Origin of the sequence: Guyparkeria sp. (assembly GCF_041687595.1) — a bacterium.
Classification (GTDB): domain Bacteria; phylum Pseudomonadota; class Gammaproteobacteria; order Halothiobacillales; family Halothiobacillaceae; genus Guyparkeria.
This window is the reverse complement of record NZ_JAWLBP010000034.1, coordinates 1-22,872: the sequence shown is the minus strand read 5'-3', so window position 1 is coordinate 22,872 and position 22,872 is coordinate 1. Positions and strand designations below refer to the sequence as shown.

22 protein-coding genes and 1 tRNA gene are annotated in these 22,872 nt (G+C 66.6%); 4 read left to right on the top strand and 19 right to left on the bottom strand.

All coding sequences use genetic code 11. From position 1 onward, the window contains the following. Nucleotides 1-223: 223 nt before the first annotated feature. From ampE to ACESL5_RS06685, 3 genes are all read right to left on the bottom strand, one after another. Nucleotides 224-1,126 carry a regulatory signaling modulator protein AmpE gene (ampE, locus tag ACESL5_RS06695; RefSeq protein WP_372592000.1) on the bottom strand — a complete coding sequence of 301 codons (903 nt, stop codon included), beginning with the start codon at nt 1,124-1,126 and terminating at the stop codon, nt 224-226. A 91-nt stretch (nt 1,127-1,217) separates the two neighbouring features. Then, nucleotides 1,218-1,778 carry a 1,6-anhydro-N-acetylmuramyl-L-alanine amidase AmpD gene (gene ampD, locus ACESL5_RS06690; RefSeq protein ID WP_372591999.1) on the bottom strand — a complete coding sequence of 187 codons (561 nt, stop codon included), beginning with the start codon at nt 1,776-1,778 and terminating at the stop codon, nt 1,218-1,220. 36 nt (nt 1,779-1,814) lie between these two features. Then, the gene (locus ACESL5_RS06685; protein ID WP_372591998.1) at nt 1,815-2,471 is read right to left on the bottom strand and encodes a CinA family protein; all 657 of its coding nucleotides are present in this window, start codon (nt 2,469-2,471) and stop codon (nt 1,815-1,817) included. A 63-nt stretch (nt 2,472-2,534) separates the two neighbouring features. On the opposite strand from ACESL5_RS06685, the gene mutS reads away from it, so the two are divergent. Genes mutS through ACESL5_RS06665 form a run of 4 tightly spaced genes read left to right on the top strand, consistent with a single transcriptional unit; the run spans nt 2,535 to nt 7,493 of the window. Next, nucleotides 2,535-5,213: a DNA mismatch repair protein MutS gene (gene mutS, locus ACESL5_RS06680; protein ID WP_372591997.1), complete on the top strand. Its 2,679-nt coding sequence runs from the start codon at nt 2,535-2,537 to the stop codon at nt 5,211-5,213. 37 nt (nt 5,214-5,250) lie between these two features. Further along, nucleotides 5,251-5,712 (top strand): NUDIX domain-containing protein, encoded by a 462-nt coding sequence (locus tag ACESL5_RS06675; protein WP_372591996.1) that lies wholly within the window; start codon nt 5,251-5,253, stop codon nt 5,710-5,712. After that, complete coding sequence (mnmA, locus tag ACESL5_RS06670) at nt 5,709-6,836, top strand: tRNA 2-thiouridine(34) synthase MnmA (RefSeq protein ID WP_372591995.1); 1,128 nt, start codon at nt 5,709-5,711, stop codon at nt 6,834-6,836. Before ACESL5_RS06675 ends, mnmA begins: the two co-directional genes overlap by 4 nt. A gap of 30 nt (nt 6,837-6,866) precedes the next feature. Then, nucleotides 6,867-7,493: a lysogenization protein HflD gene (locus ACESL5_RS06665; RefSeq protein ID WP_372591994.1), complete on the top strand. Its 627-nt coding sequence runs from the start codon at nt 6,867-6,869 to the stop codon at nt 7,491-7,493. Between the two features lie 96 nt (nt 7,494-7,589). Here ACESL5_RS06665 and ACESL5_RS06660 read toward each other — a convergent pair whose 3' ends face one another. The 16 genes from ACESL5_RS06660 to ACESL5_RS06585 form a co-directional block, all read right to left on the bottom strand. Beyond that, nucleotides 7,590-7,907, bottom strand: coding sequence for a DUF2818 family protein (locus ACESL5_RS06660; RefSeq protein WP_372591993.1), 318 nt, complete (start codon nt 7,905-7,907; stop codon nt 7,590-7,592). A gap of 70 nt (nt 7,908-7,977) precedes the next feature. Next, on the bottom strand, nt 7,978-9,414 hold the full coding sequence (gene nuoN / locus ACESL5_RS06655) for an NADH-quinone oxidoreductase subunit NuoN (protein WP_372591992.1): 1,437 nt from the start codon (nt 9,412-9,414) through the stop codon (nt 7,978-7,980). A 10-nt stretch (nt 9,415-9,424) separates the two neighbouring features. Further along, nucleotides 9,425-10,945 carry an NADH-quinone oxidoreductase subunit M gene (locus tag ACESL5_RS06650; protein ID WP_372591991.1) on the bottom strand — a complete coding sequence of 507 codons (1,521 nt, stop codon included), beginning with the start codon at nt 10,943-10,945 and terminating at the stop codon, nt 9,425-9,427. 31 nt (nt 10,946-10,976) lie between these two features. Then, nucleotides 10,977-12,938, bottom strand: coding sequence for an NADH-quinone oxidoreductase subunit L (nuoL, locus tag ACESL5_RS06645; RefSeq protein WP_372591990.1), 1,962 nt, complete (start codon nt 12,936-12,938; stop codon nt 10,977-10,979). 4 nt (nt 12,939-12,942) lie between these two features. Then, nucleotides 12,943-13,248: an NADH-quinone oxidoreductase subunit NuoK gene (gene nuoK, locus ACESL5_RS06640; RefSeq protein WP_372591989.1), complete on the bottom strand. Its 306-nt coding sequence runs from the start codon at nt 13,246-13,248 to the stop codon at nt 12,943-12,945. Continuing rightward, on the bottom strand, nt 13,245-13,898 hold the full coding sequence (locus ACESL5_RS06635) for an NADH-quinone oxidoreductase subunit J (RefSeq protein WP_372591988.1): 654 nt from the start codon (nt 13,896-13,898) through the stop codon (nt 13,245-13,247). The genes nuoK and ACESL5_RS06635 overlap by 4 nt, the downstream gene beginning before the upstream one ends. A gap of 133 nt (nt 13,899-14,031) precedes the next feature. Continuing rightward, complete coding sequence (gene nuoI / locus ACESL5_RS06630; protein ID WP_372591987.1) at nt 14,032-14,520, bottom strand: NADH-quinone oxidoreductase subunit NuoI; 489 nt, start codon at nt 14,518-14,520, stop codon at nt 14,032-14,034. 13 nt (nt 14,521-14,533) lie between these two features. After that, entirely contained in the window at nt 14,534-15,556 is a 1,023-nt protein-coding gene (gene nuoH / locus ACESL5_RS06625) for an NADH-quinone oxidoreductase subunit NuoH (RefSeq protein ID WP_372592001.1), read from the bottom strand. A 32-nt stretch (nt 15,557-15,588) separates the two neighbouring features. Further along, a complete protein-coding gene (gene nuoG, locus ACESL5_RS06620; protein WP_372591986.1) occupies nt 15,589-17,982 on the bottom strand; it encodes an NADH-quinone oxidoreductase subunit NuoG in 2,394 nt (797 codons plus the stop codon). 28 nt (nt 17,983-18,010) lie between these two features. Beyond that, the gene (gene nuoF / locus ACESL5_RS06615; protein ID WP_372591985.1) at nt 18,011-19,318 is read right to left on the bottom strand and encodes an NADH-quinone oxidoreductase subunit NuoF; all 1,308 of its coding nucleotides are present in this window, start codon (nt 19,316-19,318) and stop codon (nt 18,011-18,013) included. Between the two features lie 4 nt (nt 19,319-19,322). Further along, nucleotides 19,323-19,820 (bottom strand): NADH-quinone oxidoreductase subunit NuoE, encoded by a 498-nt coding sequence (gene nuoE, locus ACESL5_RS06610; protein ID WP_372591984.1) that lies wholly within the window; start codon nt 19,818-19,820, stop codon nt 19,323-19,325. After that, nucleotides 19,820-21,073 carry an NADH-quinone oxidoreductase subunit D gene (locus ACESL5_RS06605; RefSeq protein WP_372591983.1) on the bottom strand — a complete coding sequence of 418 codons (1,254 nt, stop codon included), beginning with the start codon at nt 21,071-21,073 and terminating at the stop codon, nt 19,820-19,822. The genes nuoE and ACESL5_RS06605 overlap by 1 nt, the downstream gene beginning before the upstream one ends. A 3-nt stretch (nt 21,074-21,076) precedes the next feature. Beyond that, a complete protein-coding gene (locus tag ACESL5_RS06600) occupies nt 21,077-21,772 on the bottom strand; it encodes an NADH-quinone oxidoreductase subunit C (RefSeq protein ID WP_372591982.1) in 696 nt (231 codons plus the stop codon). Nucleotides 21,773-21,808: 36 nt separating this feature from the next. Beyond that, the gene (locus ACESL5_RS06595) at nt 21,809-22,288 is read right to left on the bottom strand and encodes a NuoB/complex I 20 kDa subunit family protein (protein WP_372591981.1); all 480 of its coding nucleotides are present in this window, start codon (nt 22,286-22,288) and stop codon (nt 21,809-21,811) included. Beyond that, nucleotides 22,279-22,635 (bottom strand): NADH-quinone oxidoreductase subunit A, encoded by a 357-nt coding sequence (locus ACESL5_RS06590; protein WP_372591980.1) that lies wholly within the window; start codon nt 22,633-22,635, stop codon nt 22,279-22,281. Before ACESL5_RS06590 ends, ACESL5_RS06595 begins: the two co-directional genes overlap by 10 nt. 124 nt (nt 22,636-22,759) lie before the next feature. Then, nucleotides 22,760-22,844, bottom strand: a tRNA-Leu gene (locus tag ACESL5_RS06585). Between the last annotated feature and the right edge of the window lie 28 nt (nt 22,845-22,872).

The window sequence follows — 22,872 nt, the reverse complement described above, 5'->3', positions numbered from 1 at the left end:
TGCCTGCATGCGGGACTCGAGCTGCTGCCAGCCGGTCTCGCTCAGGGGGTCGTCGACGCGATCGCCGCGGTAGCGCCGCCCGCCCACGGGCTCGCCGTGGCGGACCAGCACCAGTCGGGTGGAATCGGGGGAAGTGTCGCTCATGGATCACATGCGGTCATGATTGGAGGGCGATTCTACCGCAGGATCACCCCGGGCCGGCCAGGGCAGACGTCGGGAGCGCTCAGCCCACCCAGCCGATCATCGTCAGCACGGCCACCAGCGCCACGCCGAACAGCAGGGCCCGCAGCACGATGGCGTGGGCGGCGCGGTACCAGGTGCGCTGGTCGGCGAGGCAGGCATTCTCGTCGAGGCACTCGTCGGCGCGCTCGACGTCGATCACGGCATGACCGACCCGGGCGATCAGGCCGAGCGACCCGGCCTCGAGCTCGCTCATCGCCCCGTGCGCCCGGCCAAGATCCGGGTCGCCGCGCCAGGCGTTCAGGCCGCGCTGGAAGGAGCCGGCCAGGAGCATCAGCACGGTGAACACCGGGGCGGCCGGCCAGACGAACAGCCCGTGGATTCGCTTCTGCCAACGCCACAACGCCGACTCGCCCTCTCCCTCCGGGTCCGGCTGCTGGCCGAGCCACTCGGTCAGACGGTAGAGCAGTGCCCCGCCCGGCCCGAGCAGCACGAACCAGAACACCACCAGGAACCACTCGCTGAAGGCCAGCACGATGATCCGCTCGCCGGTCTGCCGAGTGGTGGCCTCGGCGGGGTCGATGTCCGATTCGGCGAACAGCACTCGCCGGGCGGAATCCACGGTCTCGGTATCGTCGCGCAGCGCCCCGTCGAGCAGGTCGTGCGTGATCTGCGAGGTGTTGCGCGGGGTGATGACCAGCAGGAGCACCACGACCGACACCAGCCAGCCGGCCAGCCCCTCGGCGCCCAGGCCGAGCCAGGCGAACAGCGCGACCGGCAGGACCAGCCAGACCAGCAGACGCGCGATGCTGCTGCCCACCAGCCTGGCGAGGTAGTCGAACACCTCGGCCACCGCCTGCTGCGGCCAGCGCTGGGCGCGCCAGCGCTCGAAGAACTCGAGGAAGCGGTCGATCGCGATGACCAGTACCAGTGCCAGCAATTTCATGACGTGTGCGCCCCCAAGGCGGTCGTTAAGTCTTCCCTGTACGTTCGGTCATCATACGCGGTTGGCGACTCGTGCAGAGCCTCCCCTGCGGTCAGGCCAGTGCCATGCCCTCGGGCAGCCGCGAGGCGAGCTGCCCCCAGTCGAACGCCGGCCCGGGGTCGGTCTTGCGCCCCGGGGCGATGTCGGCATGGCCGCGCACGGCGTGCACGCTCGGGTAGGCCCGCTTGATGGCCTCGAGCACCTGGCCGAGCCGCTCGTACTGAACGCTGGTATAGGGGAAGGTGTCGGTGCCTTCCAGCTCGATGCCGATGGAGAAGTCGTTGCAGCGGGCACGGTCGCCATAGCGGGACTCACCCGCATGCCAGGCCCGCCGGTCGAAGGGCACGAACTGCTGGATCGAGCCGTCGCGGTAGATCACCAGGTGCGCGGAGACCCGCATGTCGCGGATCTCCTGGAAGTACGGGTGCTCGTCGGGATCCAGTTGGTTGGTGAAGAAACGCTCGATCGCCGTCCCGCCGAACTCGCCCGGCGGCAGGGACATGGCGTGGACCACCACCAGCTCGATCGTCGTGTAGGGCGGCCGCTCGTCGCAGTTGGGCGAACGCCGGTACGGCACGGAGTCGAGGCGGTTTGTGGCGGGGTCGATGTTCATGGCGTTCCTGATGAATGGGCTCGGGGGCTGCACAGGCTAGAGCTTGAGACCGGCGGCCGGCCAGTGGGCAGGCGACCATTCCCCGGCGGCCGCCTCGTCCCAGGCGTGACCGCCCAGATGCGCGCACAGGCCGCGCAGGGCCACGTCCACGGCCGCCTCGCGCACCGCCTGCCGGTCGCCTTCGAAGCGGTAGCGCGCGATGAAGGTCTGCGCCCCGTCCGGCCGGGTTCCGTCCGCGGCGGGCGGCGGGCACCAGGCCCAGGCGAACCAGACGGTACCGACCGGCTTGGCCTCGCTGCCGCCGCCCGGTCCGGCGACACCGCTGATGGCCACGGCGTACTCGCTGCCGACCCGGCGGATCGCCCCGTCGGCCATCGCGGCGACCACCTCGCCGCTGACCGCCCCGGCCTCGGCCAGGAGGTGCGCCGGCACGCCGAGGTCGCGCTGCTTGGCCTGGTTGCTGTAGGTGACGAACCCGCAGTCGAACCACTGCGAACTGCCCGGGCGGTCGGTGAGATTGGCCGCGAGCAGCCCACCGGTGCAGGACTCGGCGGTGGCCAGACGCATACCGCGGGCCTCCAGCGCCTCGGCCAGGCAGGCGATGCGCTGTTCGCGCCGGGTGACCTCGGCGGTCAGCTGCCCCGGCGGGGTCCAGCCGGGCGGGTTGTCGGCCTGTTCGTTGTGCTCGCTCATCCTGCGAAATCCAACCGGGTCGCGACCCCGTGCGTTGGGGCCGAATTGTTTACAATGGCGCGCATGACTCAGAACCCCGATCCAACCGACGTGTCCGGCGAGACGCCGGGTGCCGCGCCGGCCGGCGAGAACCCCGACCTCAGCGCCCACACGCCCATGATGCAGCAGTTTCTGCGCATCAAACAAGCGTATCCCGACGTGCTGCTGTTCTACCGCATGGGGGATTTCTACGAGCTGTTCTTCGAGGACGCGCGCCATGCCGCCCGCCTGCTCGACCTGACGCTCACCCAGCGCGGCACCTCCGCCGGCGAGCCCATCCCCATGGCCGGCGTGCCGGTGCATGCCTACGAATCCTACCTGGCCCGCCTGCTCAAGGCCGGCGAGTCGGTCGCCATCTGCGAACAGGTCGGCGACGTTCAGGCAAAGGGCCCGATGAAGCGCGAGGTGGTCAAGGTGGTCACCCCGGGCACGGTGACCGACGAGGCCCTGCTCGAGCAGCGTCGCGCCCACCGGCTGGCCGCCGTGGCGCAGGTCAAAAAACGCGGCCGGGTCCGGCTGGGGTTGGCGCACCTGGATCTCTCCAGCGGGCGATTCGCGGTGATGGCCCCCGAGGGGCCCGACGAGCTGGCCACCGAGCTGGCCCGTATCGACCCCAAGGAGCTGCTGCTGCCCGAGGGCGCCACCCTGGACACCCTGACCGCGGGCCTGTGGCGGGACGGGGCGCCCTCCCGGGAGCGCCCGGTCTGGCACTTTGCCGCCGACACGGCCGTCGAGCGCCTGTGCCGCCAGTTCGGCACGCGCGACCTGACCGGCTTCGGCATCCCTGCCGACAACCGCGAGCCGCTCGACGCCGCCCTCGGCGCGGCCGGCGCCCTGTGGCAGTACGTCACCGACACGCAGAAGACGCACATCGGGCACATCGACTCGCTGGCCGTGGAGCAGACCGGCGACGCCCTCTTGCTGGACGTGCACACCCGCCGCCACCTGGAGCTGTTCGAGGACAGCCAGGGCAACCGCGCCGGTGCTCTGATCGGGCTGCTCGATCGCACGGCCACGGGCATGGGGGCCCGGCGCCTGCGCGAGTGGCTGGCCCGGCCGCTACGCGACCACGCCGAGCTTTCCGCCCGCCACCAGGCGATCGCCGAGCTGCGCGAGCGCGAGCTGCCCGCCGTCCTGTTCGCCTGCCTGCGCCAGGTCAACGACATCGAGCGGATCACCACGCGCATCGTGCTCGGCACCGCCCGACCCCGAGATCTCGCCGCCCTGCGCGACTCCCTGAACCAGTTGCCGGCGATCACCGACCTGCTGGCCGACTGCCAGCAGCCGCTGCTCCAGTCCCTGGCCGAGGCATTGGCCGACCTGCCGTCGGTGCGCGAGCTGCTGGAGGCGGCCATCGCGGAGAAGCCCTCGGTGTGGCTCCGCGACGGCGGGGTCATCGCGCCCGGCTTTGATGCGGAACTCGATCGCCTGCGCGGGCTTTCCGAGCGGGCCGACGTGACGCTCACCGCCATGGAGCAGGACGCGCGCATGCAGTCGGGGGTGGAGAGCCTGAAGCTCGCCTACAACCGCGTGCACGGCTACTACTTCGAGGTGCCGCGCAGCCAGTCGGAGCGCATGCCGGAAAGCTTCACCCGTCGCCAGACGCTCAAGTCCGTCGAGCGCTACACCAACCCCGCGCTCAAGACCTTCGAGCAGGAGGTGCTCACCGCCCGCGAGAAGGCGCTGGCCCGCGAGAAGGCCTGCTTCGAGTCGCTGCTGGCCACCCTGGCCGCATCGCAGGCCGAACTGCGCCGGCGCGCCGATGCCCTGGCCGACCTCGACACGCTCGCCGCCCTGGCAGACGTCGCCGAGCGTCACGACTGGACCGCCCCGGCCTTCCGCAAGGTCGCCGGGATCGACATCCGCCAGGGGCGCCACCCGGTGGTGGAGGCCAACAGCGACGAGGTGTTCGTGCCCAACGACGCCGAGCTGGCCCCCGACCGGCGCATGCTGCTGATCACCGGCCCGAACATGGGCGGCAAGTCCACCTACATGCGCCAGACCGCGCTGATCGTGCTGCTCGCCCACGCCGGGGCCCACGTCCCGGCCGAGAGCGCCGAGATCGGCCCGATCGACCGGATCTTCACCCGCATCGGCGCCTCGGACGACCTGGCCTCGGGCCGGTCGACCTTCATGGTGGAGATGACGGAGACCGCCGAGATCCTCCACAACGCCACCGAGCGCTCGCTGGTGCTGATCGACGAGATCGGCCGTGGCACCTCGACCTTCGACGGGCTGGCGCTGGCCTGGGCGGTGGCCGAGCACCTGCTGCAGAAGAACCGCGCGATGACGCTGTTCGCCACCCACTACTTCGAGCTGACCACGCTGGCCGAGCAGTTCGAGACCCTGGTGAACGTGCACCTCGAGGCGATCACGCACAACGGCGAGCTGGTGTTCCTGCACGGCGTCAAGGAGGGGCCGGCCAACCAGAGCTACGGCATCGACGTCGCCCGCCTGGCCGGCCTGCCCCGCCCCACCATCCGGCGGGCGCGCGGGCTGCTCGAACAGCTCGAGTGGCAGGGCAGCCAGGGCGCCGGGGCACCGCAGCTCGACCTGTTCGCCGCCGAACCGGCGGGCCCGCCGGTCGAGGAAGAGCCCGATCCGCTCCTCGAGGCCATCGACGCACTCGAACCCGACGAGATCAGCCCGCGGGAGGCACTCGACCTGCTCTACGAGTGGAAGGCGAAGCGACAGGAAGACTGATCGCCGCGGGACTTGCCTGCGCCGGTATAATGCCGCCATGTCGATCAACACCACCGAACGCCCGCTGGTCAGCCTGACCGTCGCCGGCATCGCCTGCCGGGACGACCGCTACCTCGTGATCGAGGAGTCGGTCCACGGCGAGCGGCTGCTCAACCAGCCCGCCGGCCACGTCGAGCCGGGCGAGAGCGTCCTCGAGGCGGCCATCCGCGAGGTGCGCGAGGAGACCCGCTTTGCCTTCGAGCCGCGCCACCTGCTGGGGCTTTACCACGAGAACCCGACGTCCGGCCGGCGCGTGCTGCGTGTCGCGATCATCGGCGAGCTCGATGGCGAGCCCGACGAGGAACCGCTCGACGACGGGATCATCGAAGCGCGCTTCATGACACGCCAGGCCATCGAGACCTCGACCGTCCCGCACCGCTCGCCGTTCGTCATGGCCGCGATCCGCGACTTCGAACGTGGGCAGTGTTTTCCCCTCGACCTGATCCAATCGATCCGATGACCGACACCAGCAAGCAACCGATCATCCCGCCGGCCCCGGCGGACGCCCCGCGCATCATGGTGGGCATGTCCGGCGGGGTGGACTCCTCGGTGGCCGCCCTGCTCCTCAAGGAGGCCGGCTACCGGGTCGAGGGCCTGTTCATGAAGAACTGGGAGGGCGATGACGACGACGAGTACTGCGCGGCCAAGGAGGACATGCTCGACGCCATGGCGGTGGCCGACAAGCTCGGGATCGAGTTCCACTACGTGAACTTCTCGGCCGAGTACTGGGACCGCGTCTTCGAGCACTTCCTGCACGAGTACCGCGCCGGGCGCACGCCCAACCCGGACATCCTCTGCAACCGCGAGATCAAGTTCCGCGCGTTTCTCGACCATGCCCGCGAGCTGGGCGCCGATGCCATCGCCACCGGTCACTACGCCCGGCGGATCGACGACGAGCACGGCGTGCACCTGGCCCGGGGGCTGGACGCGAACAAGGACCAGAGCTACTTCCTGCATGCCCTGTCGCGCGAGCAGATCGGCTCGGCGTACTTTCCCGTCGGCGAACTGGAGAAGCCGCGCGTGCGCGAGATCGCCGCGGCACACGACCTCGTCACCGCGGAGAAGAAGGATTCGACCGGTATCTGCTTTATCGGCGAGCGGCGCTTCGCCGACTTCCTGCAGACCTACCTGCCCGCGCAGCCGGGGCCGATCGAGACCCTCGAGGGCGAGCACCTGGGCACCCACCAGGGGCTGATGTACCACACCATCGGCCAGCGCCAGGGGTTGGGCATCGGCGGTCTCAAACGCCACGGCGACGAGCCCTGGTACGTGGTGGGCAAGGACCTCGACCGCAACGTGCTGCTGGTCGCCCAGGGCAAGAACCACCCCGCCCTGTTCGCCCCCGCGCTGGAGGCCGAGCAGGTCCACTGGATCGAGCCGCCACCGGCCGACCGGCCGATCACGGCCAAGATTCGCTACCGGCAGCCCGACCAGGCCGTCGAGCTCGAGATGCACGGCGACCGGCTCGTCGCCCGCTTCGAGACTCCGCAGCGGGCCATCACGCCGGGACAGTCGATCGTGTTCTATGATGGCCCCGTGTGCCTGGGCGGTGCGGTGATCCGTCACGCCCTGCCCGAGGCCTGATACGTACCCGACAACGAGACGACCGAGACAATGGCCTCAACCATCGACGACCAGCTCATCGCCATGGCCGGCATGACCCAGGCCCTGCAACTGATCCAGACGTTCGCCTACGAGGGGCGCGTCGCCGACCAACAGGCAATGGACGCGAGCATCGGCTCGCTGTTCGCCTTCGACGCGCCGGACACCCCCAGCATCTACGGCGGGCTGCCCGGAGTGCGCTTCGGCATGCGCCGGCTCACCGAACTGCTGGCCGGCAATTCCCGCGAGCCCCGGGACCTCGAGCTCACCCGCTACGTGGTCACGCTGTTCGCGGTCACCAAGGCCTTCCGCCGCGACGAGGAGATGGCCGCCCGGCTGTTCGGCCGGCTCGAGGAACTCAAGCCCGCCTTCGACCAGCACGGTGCCGACCCGGGGATGCTCTCCGACCTGAACAACCTCTACCGGCAGACGCTCAGCCACCTGCCGCAAAAGTTCGTCATCAACGGCGAGAAGCACCACCTCGAGGACATGCAGATCTCCTCGTCGGTCCGCGCCCTGCTCCTCGCCGGCGTGCGTGCCACCATCCTGTTCGACCAGGTCGGTGGCCGGCGCTGGCGCCTGCTGTTCATGCGCAAACGGTATGTCGAGAGCGCCCGACTGCTCCTGCAGCGAATGTAGGGGCATCCCGGACCCGACGGGAGTCGGCGTACGGGCCGCGGAAATGCAAAAAGGCGAACCAAAGGGTTCGCCTTTTTGCGTTGGGCCGTGACGAGATCAGGCCTGAAGGTGCTTTCGCAACTGGTACTGCCAGATGAAGCCGGGTGCCGAGAACACGGCGAAGATGCTCGCCGCCACCGACCAGAAGATCCAGTCCTTCGCCTCGATGCCGGTCAGCGCGTACTCGATGTACAGGCCCAGCGCCATGCCGATGACGAAGTAGGTCACCCACTCGACCAGTCGCCACCAGAAGGACTTGAGCTTGCCGGCTGCAGCCACGGGAACGACGAGGAACAGGCGCTGGTTGACGAACGGCAGGTTGGCCAGGACGAGCAGGGACAGCAGGTAGGCGATGACGATCCAGTCGGGGATCATGGAGACCTCGTTGCGGTGACCGGGCCGTATTGGCCCGTGATTAGGGAACCTCGGTTCGCGCGGAGGTTCCTCAGAGTCCGAACGCGCCGGCGGTCAGTGCCGTCAGCCCGGTCGGGTACAGGCCGAACACCAGCATGGCGAGGCCGCTCAGGGCAAGCACGCCACGCACGTTGACGTCCGCCTCGATCGGGCTGCGGTCGACCGGCTCGTCGAAGTAGACCATCTTCACCGCCCGCAGGTAGTAGAAGGCCCCGATCACGGCCGTGACCACGGCAAAGGTGGCCAGCCACCACAGCCCGACCCCTACGACAGCCTGCAGCACGGCAAGTTTCGCCCAGAAGCCGAAGGTGAACGGGATCCCGGCCATGGAGAACATCAGCAGTAGGAAGACGAAGGCCATCACCGGGCTGCGATCGTTCAGGCCCTTCAGGTCGTCGAGGCTCTCGGCCTCGAATCCCTGGCGAGCGAGCAGCAGGATGATGCCGAAACCGCCGATGGTCATCACGGCATACGCGATCGTGTAGAACAGCGCCGCGGAGTAACCGGTCGCCGTGCCGGCCAGCACGCCAAGCAGGATGAAACCGACGTGGCCGATGGTCGAGTAGGTCAGCATCCGCTTGAAGCTGTTCTGCGCGATCGCGACCACGTTGCCGATGGCCATCGACAGCATGGCCACGACGATCAGCATGGGCTGCCAATCGGCGAACAGCGGGCCCATGCCGTCGACCAGCAGGCGCAGGATGAGCGCCAGCGCGGCGATCTTCGGCGCGGCGGCGAGGTAGATGGTCACCGCCGTCGGGGCGCCCTCGTAGACGTCGGGCAGCCACATGTGGAACGGGGCCACGCCCATCTTGAAGATCGCACCGACCACGATCAGCACCACGGCGGCCTTGAGCACGATCGAGTCCTCGCCGCCGGCGACGGAATCGGCGATCGCGGTCAGGGTCAGGTCGCCGGTGACGCCGTAGAGAAGCGACATGCCGTAAAGCAGGATGCCGGAGGCCAGCGCCCCGAGGACGAAGTACTTCATCGCCGCCTCGGAGGCCCGGCCGTCGTCGCGCTTGAACGCGGTCATGGCGTACATCGACAGCGACAGCAGCTCGAGGCCCAGGTAGAGCAGAAGCAGGTGGTTGGCCGAGATCGTGATCATCATGCCGAGCACGCCGAACAGGCCCAGCATGTAGTACTCGCCCTTGTCGATGCCCCGCTGGCGCAGGTACGCCCGGGAGATGACGAACACCGCCGCGACCAGCACGTAGACCGACAGCTTCATCACGTCGGCCATCGGATCGTTGACCACCATGCCGTCGAAGCTCATCCGCACGCCCTCGTCCATCTGGACCAGGGTGATCACGAACAGCGCGATCAGCGTCAGGATCGACAGCCCGAAACTCACCGACGGTCCCCGCTTGGGCAGGAACGGGTCGACGAGCAGGATCAGGCACGCCATCGCCGCGAGGACGATTTCGGGAAGGACCGGTTGCAGGTTCAGTGAGGCGAGTGTCATAGGGAACGTCTTACAACTTGGTGGTCAGCGCCTGTTGCGCCAGGTTCTCGATCGAAGCGTGCATCACCTCGACCAGCGGGTTCGGCCAGACACCGATGAGGATGATCAGGAAGGCGAGCACGCCCAGGATCCATGCCTCGCGGAAATTCAGGTCGTCAAGCGTCTTCACGCCCTCGTTCTTCACCTCGCCGAAGATCACGCGCTTGACCATCCACAGGGTGTAGGCCGCGCCGATGATCAGGGTCAGGGCCGCGGCCAGCGCGATCCAGAAATGCGCCTTGAACGAGGCGAGAATGACCATGAACTCGCCGACGAAGCCCGAGGTGCCCGGCAGACCGACGTTGGCCATGGCGAACACCACCACCAGTGCCGCGAACCAGGGCATGGTGTTGACCACCCCGCCGTAGGCCGAGATGTCCCGGGTATGCAGGCGGTCGTAGAGCACGCCGATCGAGAGGAACATCGCCGCCGAGATCAGGCCGTGGGAGATCATCTGGACCATCGCGCCCTCGAGCGCCAGGGTCACCCCGCTGGCACTCGCGTTGTCCGGGTTCGCGACGATCATGAAGATCACGAACATGCCCAGCGTGACGAAGCCCATGTGGGAGATCGACGAATAGGCGACCAGCTTCTTCATGTCCGACTGGACCATCGCCACCAGGCCGATGTAGACGATCGCGATCAGCGACAGCGCGATCATCAGCCAGTCGAGCGTCGCCGCGGCGTCCGGTGTGATCGGCAGCGAGAAACGCAGGAAGCCGTACCCCCCGATCTTGAGCATGATCGCCGCCAGGATCACCGAGCCGCCGGTAGGCGCCTCGACGTGCGCGTCCGGCAACCAGGTGTGCACCGGCCACATCGGGATCTTGACCGCGAAGGCGATCAGGAACGCCAGGAAGATCAGGATCTGTTCGGTCAGCGTCAGCGGCAGCTCGTGGAGCACCGGAATGGCGAAACTGCCCGACTGGAAGTACATGTAGATCAGCGCGACCAGCATGAACACCGAGCCGAGGAAGGTGTACAGGAAGAACTTGATCGTCGCGTAGACCCGCTGCGGGCCACCCCAGATCCCGATGATGATGAACATCGGGATCAGCATGCCTTCGAAGAAGAAGTAGAAGACGATGGAATCCATCGCGGCAAAGGTGCCGTTCATCATGCCTTCCATGATCAGGAAGGCCGCCATGTACTGGTGCGCCTTCTCCTTGATCACTTCCCAGGCCGCGATCACCACCAGCACGGTGGTGAAGGTGGTCAGGACGATCAGCGGCATGGAGATGCCGTCCACGCCCAGGGCGTAGTTGATGCCGAAGGCGGGGATCCAGGGCACGTGCTCGACGAACTGCATCGCCGCGGTGCTGGTGTTGAAGCCCACGATCAGCAGCAGGCTGACGAGGAACACCGCCCCGGAGACGATCAGGGAGAACCACCGCGCACCGTCCGCACGGCGTTCACCGAACAGCATGACGGCGAGACCGGCAGCAATCGGCAGCCAGACGAGCAGGCTCAGTATCGGCCAGGAAGTGAGCATCGAACCGTTATCCTTCGTATGTGTTCTGTCGTTACGGGTTCAGGAACACGATCCAGGTCATCAGGCCGATCAGGCCGAGGATCATGACGAACGCGTAGTGGTAGAGGTAGCCGGTCTGGGCACGGCGCCAGATCTGCGCCATGCGGCCGATCACGGCCGCCGACCCGTTGACCAGCCAGCCGTCGATCGCGCGCAGGTCGGCGCCGCGCCAGAGGCCGCGGCCGAGCATGCGCGAGCCGCCGGCGATCACGGTGTTGTTGAACGAGTCGAAGCCGTAGCCCTCCTCGAGCACCCGGCGCGGCCAGGCCAGCGCCTTGGCGGCCGCTGCCGGGAGGGTCCTGGGCGCGACGAGGTACATCACGGCGGCCAGCGCCACGCCCGCCAGTGCCATCCAGACCACGGCCGTGGCCCAGCCATGCAGGAACATCTCCCAGGCACCGTGGAACTGCGCTTCGAGGGCGGCCATCGCACCGTGGGTAGCCAGCACGCGGATCGAGTCGTCGAAGTAGCCGCCGAACAGCATCGGCTCGATCACGAGGAACCCGATCACCAGCGAGGGCACGGCGAGCAGGATCAGCGGCACGGTGACCACCTTCGGCGTCTCCTTGACGTGCGAGTACTCCTCGTCGGTCATGCGCGGCTGGCCGAAGAACACCAGGAACATCATCCGGAAGGTGTAGAAGGCGGTGACGAACACCCCGGCGAACACCGCCCAGTAGGCGAAGGTCGCGCCCGGCAGCGTCGAGGCCTCGACCGCGTAGATGATCGACTCCTTGGAGTAGAAGCCGGCCGTGCCCGGGAAACCGATCAGCGCCAGCGCCCCGATCAGGAACGTGACGAAGGTGATCGGCAACTTCTTCGCCAGGCCGCCCATCTTGCGCATGTCCTGCTCGTGGTGCAGCGCGATGATCACCGAACCGGCGGCGAGGAACAGCAGCGCCTTGAAGAAGGCGTGCGTCATCAGGTGGAACAGCGCCGGGCTGTAGGCCGACACGCCCAGCGCGACGGTCATGTAGCCGAGCTGCGAGAGCGTCGAGTAGGCGACGACCCGCTTGATGTCGTTCTGCACGATGCCCAGCAGGCCCATGAACAGCGCGGTGATCGCCCCGATGACGAGGATGAAGGACAGCGCCGCGTCGGAGAGCTCGAACAGCGGCGAGAAGCGCGCCACCATGAAGATGCCGGCGGTCACCATGGTCGCCGCGTGGATGAGCGCGGAGATCGGCGTGGGGCCTTCCATCGAGTCGGGCAGCCACACGTGCAGCGGAACCTGGGCCGACTTGCCCATCGCGCCGATGAACAGCAGGATCGCGATCACGGAGACGACCGACCACTCGACGCCCGGCAGGTACTCGACCTTCATGTCGACCAGCTCGGGCAGGCGCTCGAACAGCGTGGCGTAGTGCAGCGTGTCGGCATACATCAGGATCATCGCGATGCCGAGCAGGAAGCCGAAGTCGCCCACGCGGTTGACCAGGAACGCCTTGAGGTTGGCGAAGATCGCCGACTCGCGCTTGTACCAGAAGCCGATCAGCAGGTAGGAGACCAGGCCGACCGCCTCCCAGCCGAAGAACAGCTGCAGCAGGTTGTTCGCCATCACCAGCATCAGCATGGAGAAGGTGAACAGCGAGATGTAGCTGAAGAACCGCTGGTAGCCCGGGTCGTCCTGCATGTAGCCGATGGTGTAGATGTGCACCATCAGGGACACGCCGGTGACCACGACCATCATCATCGCGGTCATGTTGTCGACCAAAAAGCCGATGTTGAACTCGAACAGGTCGGATGCAATCCAGGTGTAGACGGTGCCGTCGAAGGTGGAAAGCCCGCCGAAGACGTGCATGTAGAACACGTACAACGAGGCGGCGAACGAGATCGCCACGCCGATGATGGTCACCCAGTGCGCGCCGGCCCGACCGATCTGGCGCCCGAACAGGCCGGCGATGATCGAGGCGATCAGCGGGGCGAGTACGACGGCAAGATACATCTTTTCCATGGGATCAGCCCTTCATCTCGGTCAGGTCTTCGACGTTGATCGTGCGCCGGTTGCGGAACAGGGTGACGAGGATCGCCAGACCGACCGCCGCCTCGGCCGCCGCCACCGTCAGCACGAAGAAGACGAACGCCTGTCCGTCGATGTCGCCGGAAAAGTGCGAGAACGCAACGAAGTTGACGTTCACCGCGAGCAGCATCAGCTCGATGGCCATCAGCAGCACGAGCACGTTCTTGCGGTTGAGGAAAATCCCGGCAACGCTGATCGAGAACAGCAGGCCGCCGAAGATCAGGAATTCGGACAGGCTGATCATGACTCTTCCTTTTCCTTGTTGGCCTCGTCGCCGGCGATGTCGCCCCGGCGGGTCTTGTCCGCATCAAGCTGGGCAATGCGCACGCGGTCGGCGGCACGGACACGCACCTGGGCGTCGATGTCCTGGTAGTGCACGCCCGGCCGGCGACGATGCGCCAGGGCGATCGCGGCGACGATGGCCACCAGCAGGATGAATGCCGCGATCTCGAACGGGTAGACGAACTTGGTATAGAGCACCTGCCCGATCGCCAGCGTGTTGCCGGCATCGGCCGGCGCCGGCTCCGGCGAGGGGTACAGCTCGAGGCCGAAGCTCGCCGGGCCGAGGATCAGCGCCAGCTCGATGATCATCACCAGGGCCACGAACACGCCCACCGGCAGGTTGCGGATGAAGCCCTCGCGTAACGGGGCGATGTTGACGTCGAGCATCATCACCACGAACAGGAACAGCACCATCACCGCCCCGACGTAGACGAGAAGGAGCACGATACCGAGGAACTCGGCCTCCATCAGCACCCAGATCAGCGCGGTGGAGAAGAACGTCAGCACGAGGTAGAGCGCCGCGTGCACCGGGTTTTTCACCGTCACGACCCGGGCGGCGGCGATCACCGCCACCGAGGCGAACACGTAGAAGAGGATCTGATAGAGCGACATGACTATCCTTCTGCTGGAGGCGGATCACCGCCCCGTAGCCGGTTGACCTTTGTTCTGTTGTTTGTCCTGATCACCGCGTTCGGCGCCGGCGGACGTTACCACGTCCCGGCGCCCGCGGGTATCCCGAGACCACCTAGCGGTAGGCGGCGTCCGCGAGGCGGTCGGCCGCGATCTGCGGCTCGAGGCGATCACCAATCTCCATGAGCTTCTCCTTGGTCATGATGTTCTCGCCACGGTTCTCGAAGTGGTACTCGTAAACCCTTGTCTCGACGATGGAATCCACCGGGCAGGCTTCTTCGCAAAAGCCGCAGTAGATGCACTTGAACAGGTCGATGTCGTAGCGCGTGGTACGGCGCGTACCGTCGTCACGCTGCTCGGACTCGATGGTGATCGCCAGCGCCGGGCAAACGGCCTCGCAGAGCTTGCAGGCGATGCACCGCTCCTCGCCGTTCGCGTAACGACGCAGGGCATGCAGGCCACGGAAGCGGGGCGACTGCGGTGTCTTCTCCTCCGGGTACTGCACGGTGTACTTGTGACCGAAGAAGTACTTGCCGGTCACCGACAGCCCGAGAAACAGCTCCCACAGGAACCAGGTCTTGAAGAAATGCTTGATCGCGTTCATTGCAAGCTACCCCTTAGCCGAACCACGGGCCGAGTTCGTAATAGAAGAACACGCCTTCGACCGCGATCCACAAGATGGTCAGCGGGATGAAGACCTTCCAGCCCAGGCGCATGATCTGGTCGTATCGAAACCGCGGGAAGGTCGCCCGCAGCCAGATGAACACGAACAGCAGGAAGGAGATCTTCAGGAAGAACCAGACGATGCCCGGCACGAAGGCAAACACCGGCTCCAGGAACGTGCCCTGGAACGGCGACAGCCAGCCCCCGAGGAACAGGACCGCGGTCAGCGCGGAGATCAGGATCATGCTCGCGTACTCGGCCAGCATGAACAGGGCGAAGGCGATCCCCGAGTACTCGACGTGGAAGCCGGCGACGATCTCGGACTCCCCTTCCGAGATGTCGAACGGCGCGCGGTTGGTCTCCGCCACGCCCGAGACGAAATAGACCACGAACATCGGCAGCAGCGGCAGCCAGTACCAGTGGATGATGCTGCCCTCCTGGCCACGCACGATCTCCGAGAGGTTCAGGCTGCCGGAAACCATCAGCACGCCGACCAGCGCGAAGCCCATCGCGAGCTCGTAGGCCACCTTGTGGGCCGCCGAGCGCATGCCGCCCAGTAGCGCGTACTTGGAGTTGGACGCCCAGCCGGCGAGGATCACGCCGTAGACGCCGGCCGCGCCGATCGCCAGCACGTACAGCAGGCCGGCGTTGATGTCGGCCAGCACCCAGCCGTCGTCGAAGGGGATGACCGCCCAGGCGACCAGCGCGGCCACCAGGATCAGGATCGGCGCGAGGTAGAAGACGAACTTGTTGGCGACCGTCGGGGTGATCACCTCCTTGAACATCAGCTTGAACACGTCCGCGAACGGCTGGAACAGCCCGCGCGGACCGACCCGGTTCGGACCGATACGCACGTGCATGTAACCGATGACCTTGCGCTCGGCGAGCGTGAGGTAGGCGACGGCGACCACGACCGGCAGGACGATCACCAGCGTCAGCAGAACGTGGACGACGAAGTACTGCCAGCCGGGCGACATCCACCCGATGACCGGGGAAAGCCATTCGGTGATCATGCGGCCACCTCCATGTGAATCTCGACCCGGCCGGCACGCAGTGCCAGCGCATCACAATGCGCGCCGCTGAACACCACCACGGTGCCCGGGCTGACGTTGTCATCGATGCGCAGGGGGAGCTCGGCCTTCGCGCCGTCCTGCTCGACGGTCACCGTCGCGCCGTCTTCCCAGCCCTCGCGCTCGGCATCGGTCGGGTTGACCAGTACGTGACGCTGCAGCTCGGCCTTCTCGGTGCCCTGCAATGCGGCCGAGCGGCGAACCACCGGGTCACCGTTGTACATGCCGACGGCCGCCACGCGACGGTAGCCGCCCTGCTCCGTCTCGCGCGCCGGCAGCTCGAAGCGGGCCTGTTCCAGGCCGACGGTCCGGTTGTCGAGCGCCACGTCCTGGCAATGCGACTGCAACTCGCGACGGATCTCGGTGACCGCCATGTACTCGAAGCCGTTGAGGTCGAGCAGGTTGCCCATCACGCGGAGCACCTTCCAGGCCGGGCGCGACTCGCCCAGCGGCCGGATCGCGCCGTTGACCGACTGCCAGCGACCCTCGCCGTTGACCCAGGTCCCGGCGGTCTCGACCGCCGTACCCATTGGCAGCAGCACGTCGGCGTAGCGCTTCATCGCCGGGGTGACGTAGCTCGTGATCGCCACCACGCAGGAGGCCTTCTCCAGGGCTTCGAGCGCCGCCTGCCCGGCCGCGCTGTCGTGCTCGGGCTCCACGCCCAGCAGGATCATGGCGTCGGTCGGCTCGGCGAGCATCTCGCCGGCGGTCCGGCCGTGGCCTACCGCCTCGGCGCCGCCGGCGCTGCGATGCGGCACGGCACCGGCCAGCCACGCGCCGGCCGCGTTGCCCCCCTGGGGCAGCAGGCCGAGCTGGGCGTCGGTCAGGCGGGCAAGCTCGCTTGCCAGCGCACGGATCGCGGCGAACTCGGTCGCGTTCTGGGCGACGGCACCGAGGAAGATGGCGCTCTGATCGCCCTCCTTGAGCTCGGCGACGATCGCGGAAGCGTCCTCGACCGAAGTCTCCGGCCAGTTGGCCAGGGAGTTCGGGATCTCGCCGCCGGCCGCCTTGACCAGGGCGATGAGCGTGCCGAGCTGGCCACCGCCGGCCTCGTCGGAGGCTACCTGGCGGGCCGGGAACGTGAGCCCCTGGCGGAACGGGTGCACCAGGGTCAGGCGGGCGTCGTTGTCCAGCGCGGCCTGACGCAGGCGGTGACCGAACAGCGGCACCTCCTCGCGGACCGCGAGACCGACGGTCAGCGCGGCGTCGAGACCGGCGATTGCCGGGATGTCCATGCCCAGCCACGGCATGACCGGGTCGTTGGCGTCACCGGAGAAGTCGGTCTGGCGCAGACGGTGATCGATATTGTTCGAGCCCATGCCGCGGACGATGCGGGCCACGAGATACTGCTCCTCGAGGCTCGCGTTCGGCGAGACCAGGGCGCCCAGCGCCGTCGGGCCCTGCTGGTTGACGATCTCCTGGATGCCCTTGGCGGCCGTCTCCAGCGCCTCTTCCCAGCTGACGGTCTTCCACTCGCCGTCGCGCTTGACCATCGGGCGGGACAGGCGGTCTTCGGTGACCAGACCCGTGTAGGCGAAACGGTCGCGGTCGGCGATCCAGGTCTCGTTGACGGCCTCGTTGTCACGCGGGACGACGCGCATCACCTGCGCGTCCCGGGTATGCAGGTAGAGGTTCGAGCCGAACGCATCATGCGTCGAAACGTGCTTGTGCTGCACCAGCTCCCAGGGGCGGTGCGTGTAGCGCGACGGCTTGGCGGTCAGCGCACCGACCGGACACAGGTCGATGACGTTGCCGGAAAGCTCGGAGGTCACGCTCTTGGAGATGTAGGTACCGATCTCCATCTGGTCGGAACGGCCGGTGGCGCCCAGTTCCTTGAGGCCCGCGATCTCCTCGCCGAAGCGTACGCAGCGGGTGCAGTGGATGCAGCGGGTCATGTCGGTGGCGATCAGCGGGCCGATGTCCTTGTCCTTGACCACGCGCTTGGCCTCGGAGTACTGGCCCACGCCCTCGCCGTAGCCCATCGCCACGTCCTGGAGTTCGCACTCGCCGCCCTGGTCGCAGATCGGGCAGTCCAGCGGGTGGTTGATCAGCAGGAATTCCATGGTGGAGCGCTGGGCACTGATCGCCTTGGGGCTGCGGGTCGAGACCTTCATGCCCTCGGAGATCGGGGTCGAGCAGGCCGGCAGCGGCTTGGGCGCGCGCTCGACCTCGACCAGGCACATGCGGCAGTTCGCCGCGATCGACAGCTTGCGGTGATAACAGAAGCGCGGGATGTTGATCCCGGCCTTGTCCGTCACCTCGATGAGCATCTCCCCCGGGTTGCCCTGGAGGGTCATGCCATCGACTTCAAAGGTAATCTGCTCGTCACTCATACCTGGAAACCTGGTTGCAGGCCACGGCTCACGCCGCGTCAGCCTTGCCATCGACCATGCTGTGGCCGTGCTTGATGTAGTACTCGAACTCCGGCCGGAAGTGCTTGATGAAGCTCCTTACCGGTGTGGCCGCCGCGTCGCCGAACGCACAGATGGTGCGTCCCTCGATCTTGCTGGCCACGTCGTCGAGACGGTCGAGATCCTCCAGCGTGCCCTTGCCGTCGATGATGCGGTTGAGCATGCGGAACAGCCAGCCGGTCCCCTCGCGACACGGGGTGCACTGGCCGCAGGACTCGCGGTAGTAGAACTGCGCGATGCGGCGCAGCGCCTTGACCATGCAGGTGTCCTCGTCCATGACGATCAGCCCGCCCGAGCCGAGGAAGGTGCCGGACTTGGCGATCGAGTCGTAGTCCATGTTGGTCTCGAGCATGATCTCGCCCGGGATCACCGGGGAGGAGGTGCCGCCCGGGATCACCGCCTTGCACTTCTTGCCGTCGCGCATCCCGCCGGCCATCTCCAGCAGCTCGGCAAACGGCGTGCCCATCGGGATCTCGAACACCCCCGGCTTGTTGACGTGGCCGGAGACCGACCAGATCTTCACGCCGCCGCTGTTGGGCACGCCCAGGTCGGCGAACCACTGCCCGCCGTTGCGCATGATCGCCGGGATGGACGACAGCGTCTCGGTGTTGTTGACCGTGGTCGGCCGGCCGTACAGGCCGAAGTTGGCCGGGAACGGGGGCTTGAAGCGCGGCTGGCCCTTCTTGCCCTCGAGGGACTCGAGCAGCGCGGTCTCCTCGCCGCAGATGTAGGCACCCGCGCCCAGCGAGCCGGCCAGATCGAAGTCGATGCCGGAGCCCTGGATGTTGGTGCCCAGCATCCCGTACTCGTAGGCTTCCTTGACGGCCTGCTCGAAGCGCTGGAAGACCAGGTCCGAGAACTCGCCGCGCATGTAGTTGTAGCCCCGGGTCGCGCCGATGGAGTACCCGGCGATCGCCATGCCCTCGACCAGCGCGTGCGGGTTGTTCATCAGGATCTGGCGGTCCTTGAACGTGCCCGGCTCGGATTCGTCCGAGTTGCAGACGATGTACTTCTGCCCGGGCGCGTTGCGCGGCATGAACGACCACTTGAGCCCCGTCGGGAAGCCGGCACCGCCCCGCCCACGCAGGTTCGAGGTCTTGACCTCCTCGATGATCAGCGCCGGGTCGGTCTTCTCCTCGAGGATCTTCTTCCAGGCCTGGTAGCCACCGGCCTCGAGATAGGCCTCGAGCGACCACGGCTTCTCGTGGCCGAGGGTGGCGAAACAGACCGGCGTCGAACTGGCGTAGTTGAAACTCATGGCGTCAATCCAGCTTGTCGAGAATCTCGTCCACCTTTTCCGGCGTCAGGTTCTCGTAGTAGACATGGTCGACCTGCATCATCGGCCCGCCCCCGCAGGCCGCGAGACATTCCTCTTCCTTCTTCAGCAGAATCCGTCCGTCCGCCGTGGACTCGCCGGTCTTGATGCCGAGCTTCCTCTCGCAGTGCTCGACGATCTCGTCGGAGCCCATCAGCGAGCAGGCGATGTTGGTGCACACCGACACGTGGTGCCGGCCGCAGGGCTTGGTCTCGATCATCGAGTAGAACGAGGCCACCTCGTAGACCGAGATCGGCTCCATCTCGAGGTACTCCGCGATCGCGTCCATCAGGTCCACGGTGACGTGACCCTGGTTCTGGTGCTGCACGATGCGCAGCGCGGCCAGGACCGCGGACTGCTTGCGGTCCTCGGGGTAGCGCGACAGCCACTGATCGATCTCCTCGCGGGAGTGCTCGGTCAGCAGATCCAGCTTGCTTTCGCTCATCAGCGGTCGACCTCTCCGAATACGATGTCCTGGGTGCCGATGATCGCCACGACGTCGGCCAGCATGTGGCCGCGCGACATCTCATCCAGACCCGACAGGTGCGCGAAGCCCGGCGCACGGATCTTCAGGCGGTAGGGCTTGTTGGCCCCGTCCGAAACCAGGTAGATCCCGAACTCGCCCTTGGGATGCTCCACCGCCGCGTATGCCTCGCCCTCGGGCAGGGTATACCCCTCGGTGAAGAGCTTGAAGTGGTGGATCAGGGACTCCATGTCCGCCTTGAGTTCCTCGCGGCGCGGCGGGGCGACCTTGTGGTCCTCCACCATCACCGGGCCCGGGTTCTTGCGCAGCCAGTCGATGCACTGGCGGATGATGCGGTTGGACTGCCGCATCTCCTCGACGCGCACCAGGTAACGGTCGTAGCAATCGCCGCTCTTGCCCACGGGGATATCGAAATCGAGCTGGTCATAGACCGCGTAGGGCTGGTGCTTGCGCAGGTCCCACTCGACCCCGGAGCCGCGCAGCATCGGGCCGGTGAAGCCCATCTGCAGCGCGCGCTCCTTGCTGACGATGCCGATATCGACGGTCCGCTGCTTCCAGATGCGGTTGTCGGTCAGCAGCGTCTCGTATTCGTCGACGTACTTCGGGAAGCGCTCGGTGAAGTCCTCCAGGAAGTCGAGCAGCGAGCCCTGGCGGGCCTCGTTCATGCGCTTGACCTCGCGCTCGCTGTGCCACTTGGAAGGCTCGTACTGCGGCATGGAGTCCGGCAGGTCACGCGCGACCCCGCCCGGGCGGTAGTAGGTCGCGTGCAGACGGGCCCCGGAGACTGCCTCGTAGCAGTCCATCAGGTCCTCGCGCTCGCGGAAGGCGTACAGGAAGACCGCCATCGCGCCGATGTCGAGCGCGTGCGCCCCCAGCCACAGCAGGTGGTTCAGGATGCGGGTGATCTCGTCGAACATCACGCGGATGTACTGGGCCCGCTCCGGGATCTCGAGATCCAGCAACTGCTCGATGGCACGCACGTAGGCGTGTTCGTTGCACATCATCGAGACGTAGTCGAGCCGGTCCATGTAGCCGATCGACTGGTTGTACGGCTTGCTCTCGGCGAGCTTCTCGGTGGCGCGGTGCAGCAGGCCGATGTGCGGATCGGCACGGACGACCGTCTCCCCGTCCATCTCCAGCACCAGCCGGAGCACGCCGTGTGCAGACGGGTGCTGGGGACCGAAATTCAGGGTGTAGTTGGCGATTTCCGGCATCTATCAGCCCTCGTCGAGGTCAATGTAGCGGCTGTCTTGGCGGTGCACCTTCGGCACCAGCACGCGCGGCTCGATCGACACCGGCTCGTAGACGACCCGCTGCTTCTCGTCGTCGTAGCGCACCTCGACGTTCCCGATCAGCGGGAAGTCCTTGCGGAAGGGATGCCCGACGAAGCCGTAGTCGGTCAGGATGCGCCGCAGGTCCGGGTGCTCCTCGAACAGGATGCCGAACAGGTCGAACGCCTCGCGCTCGAACCAGTTCACGCCCGACCATACCGGGACCACCGAGGGTACCGCCGGCGCCTGGTCGTCCGGGCAGTAGACGCGGACGCGCAGCCGCCAGTTGTGCGTGTAGGACAGCAGGTGGGCGACCACGGCGAAGCGCGGGCGACCCAGATCGGCGGCGTCCGGCTCGTCACCGAACTTGAGCCAGCCGCTGGAGTTCGGCTCGACCCCGCGGCTGTAGCCCGTGTAGGAAACGGTCTCCTCGCCGGCCCACTCGCCGCGACCGTATTCGAGGTAATCGACGCCGCAGATGTCGACGCACTGCTCGAAGCGAGTCGCTTCGCTCTTTTCCAACCGCTCGGCGACTTCGCGCCAGTGTTCCGCGGCCACCTCGATGGTGACCTCGCCACGATCGATGGTCTGGTCGACGATGAAATCGCCGATGGTCTCTTTCAGGGCCGTTTGCAAATTCATAGGTCGGGCTGCCCCCAAAATACTTGCCACAGGCCGTCAGGCACGCGCGATGGTGTTGGTGCGGCGGATCTTGTTCTGCAACTGGATGATGCCGTAGAGCAGCGCCTCGGCCGTCGGCGGACAGCCCGGCACGTAGATGTCCACCGGCACGATCCGGTCACAGCCGCGCACGACCGAGTAGGAATAGTGGTAGTAGCCACCGCCGTTGGCGCAGGATCCCATCGAGATGACCCAGCGCGGCTCGGCCATCTGGTCGTAGACCTTGCGCAGTGCAGGGGCCATCTTGTTGACCAGCGTGCCCGCGACGATCATCACGTCGGACTGGCGCGGGCTGGGCCGGAACACGACACCGAAGCGGTCGAGGTCGTAACGCGCCGCACCGGCATGCATCATCTCGACGGCGCAGCAGGCCAGGCCGAAGGTCATCGGCCAGAGCGAGCCGGTGCGCGCCCAGTTGATCAGCTTGTCGGCCGACGTGGTGACAAAGCCCTTCTCAAGAACGCCTTCTATTCCCATTCCAGCGCCCCCTTCTTCCACTCGTAAATGAAGCCGATCACCAGCACGCCGAGGAAGATCGCCATCGCGCCCAGGCCGAAGCCGCCGATGTCCTCGAGGGCCACTGCCCACGGGAACAGGAAGGCGATCTCGAGGTCGAAGATGATGAACAGGATGGCGACCAGGTAGTAACGGATGTCGAACTTCATGCGGGCGTCCTCGAAGGGAGCAAAACCGCACTCGTACGCATCGTTCTTGGCCGAATCGGGTCGCTTGGGCGCCAGAACCTGGCCGACGACCAGGAGCCCCAGAGAGAACAGGATGGCCACACCGAAGAAGATCAGGATGGGAATGTAGCCTTCAAGCATCTGACACCCTCTTGCTCGAAACACACCGGGCAGGGTCCGGCGGTTTTTTTCTGCGCGTTCGACTCCCCTGCACGCTCACTGCTGCAGCGTACAAGGATAACGAATCGAACCGGAAAAGTGTGTTTGGTGCGGACGGTGGGACTCGAACCCACACGGCTTTCGCCACTACCCCCTCAAGATAGCGTGTCTACCAGTTCCACCACGTCCGCTTTGATTGTCAACCGGATCATCGCTTGA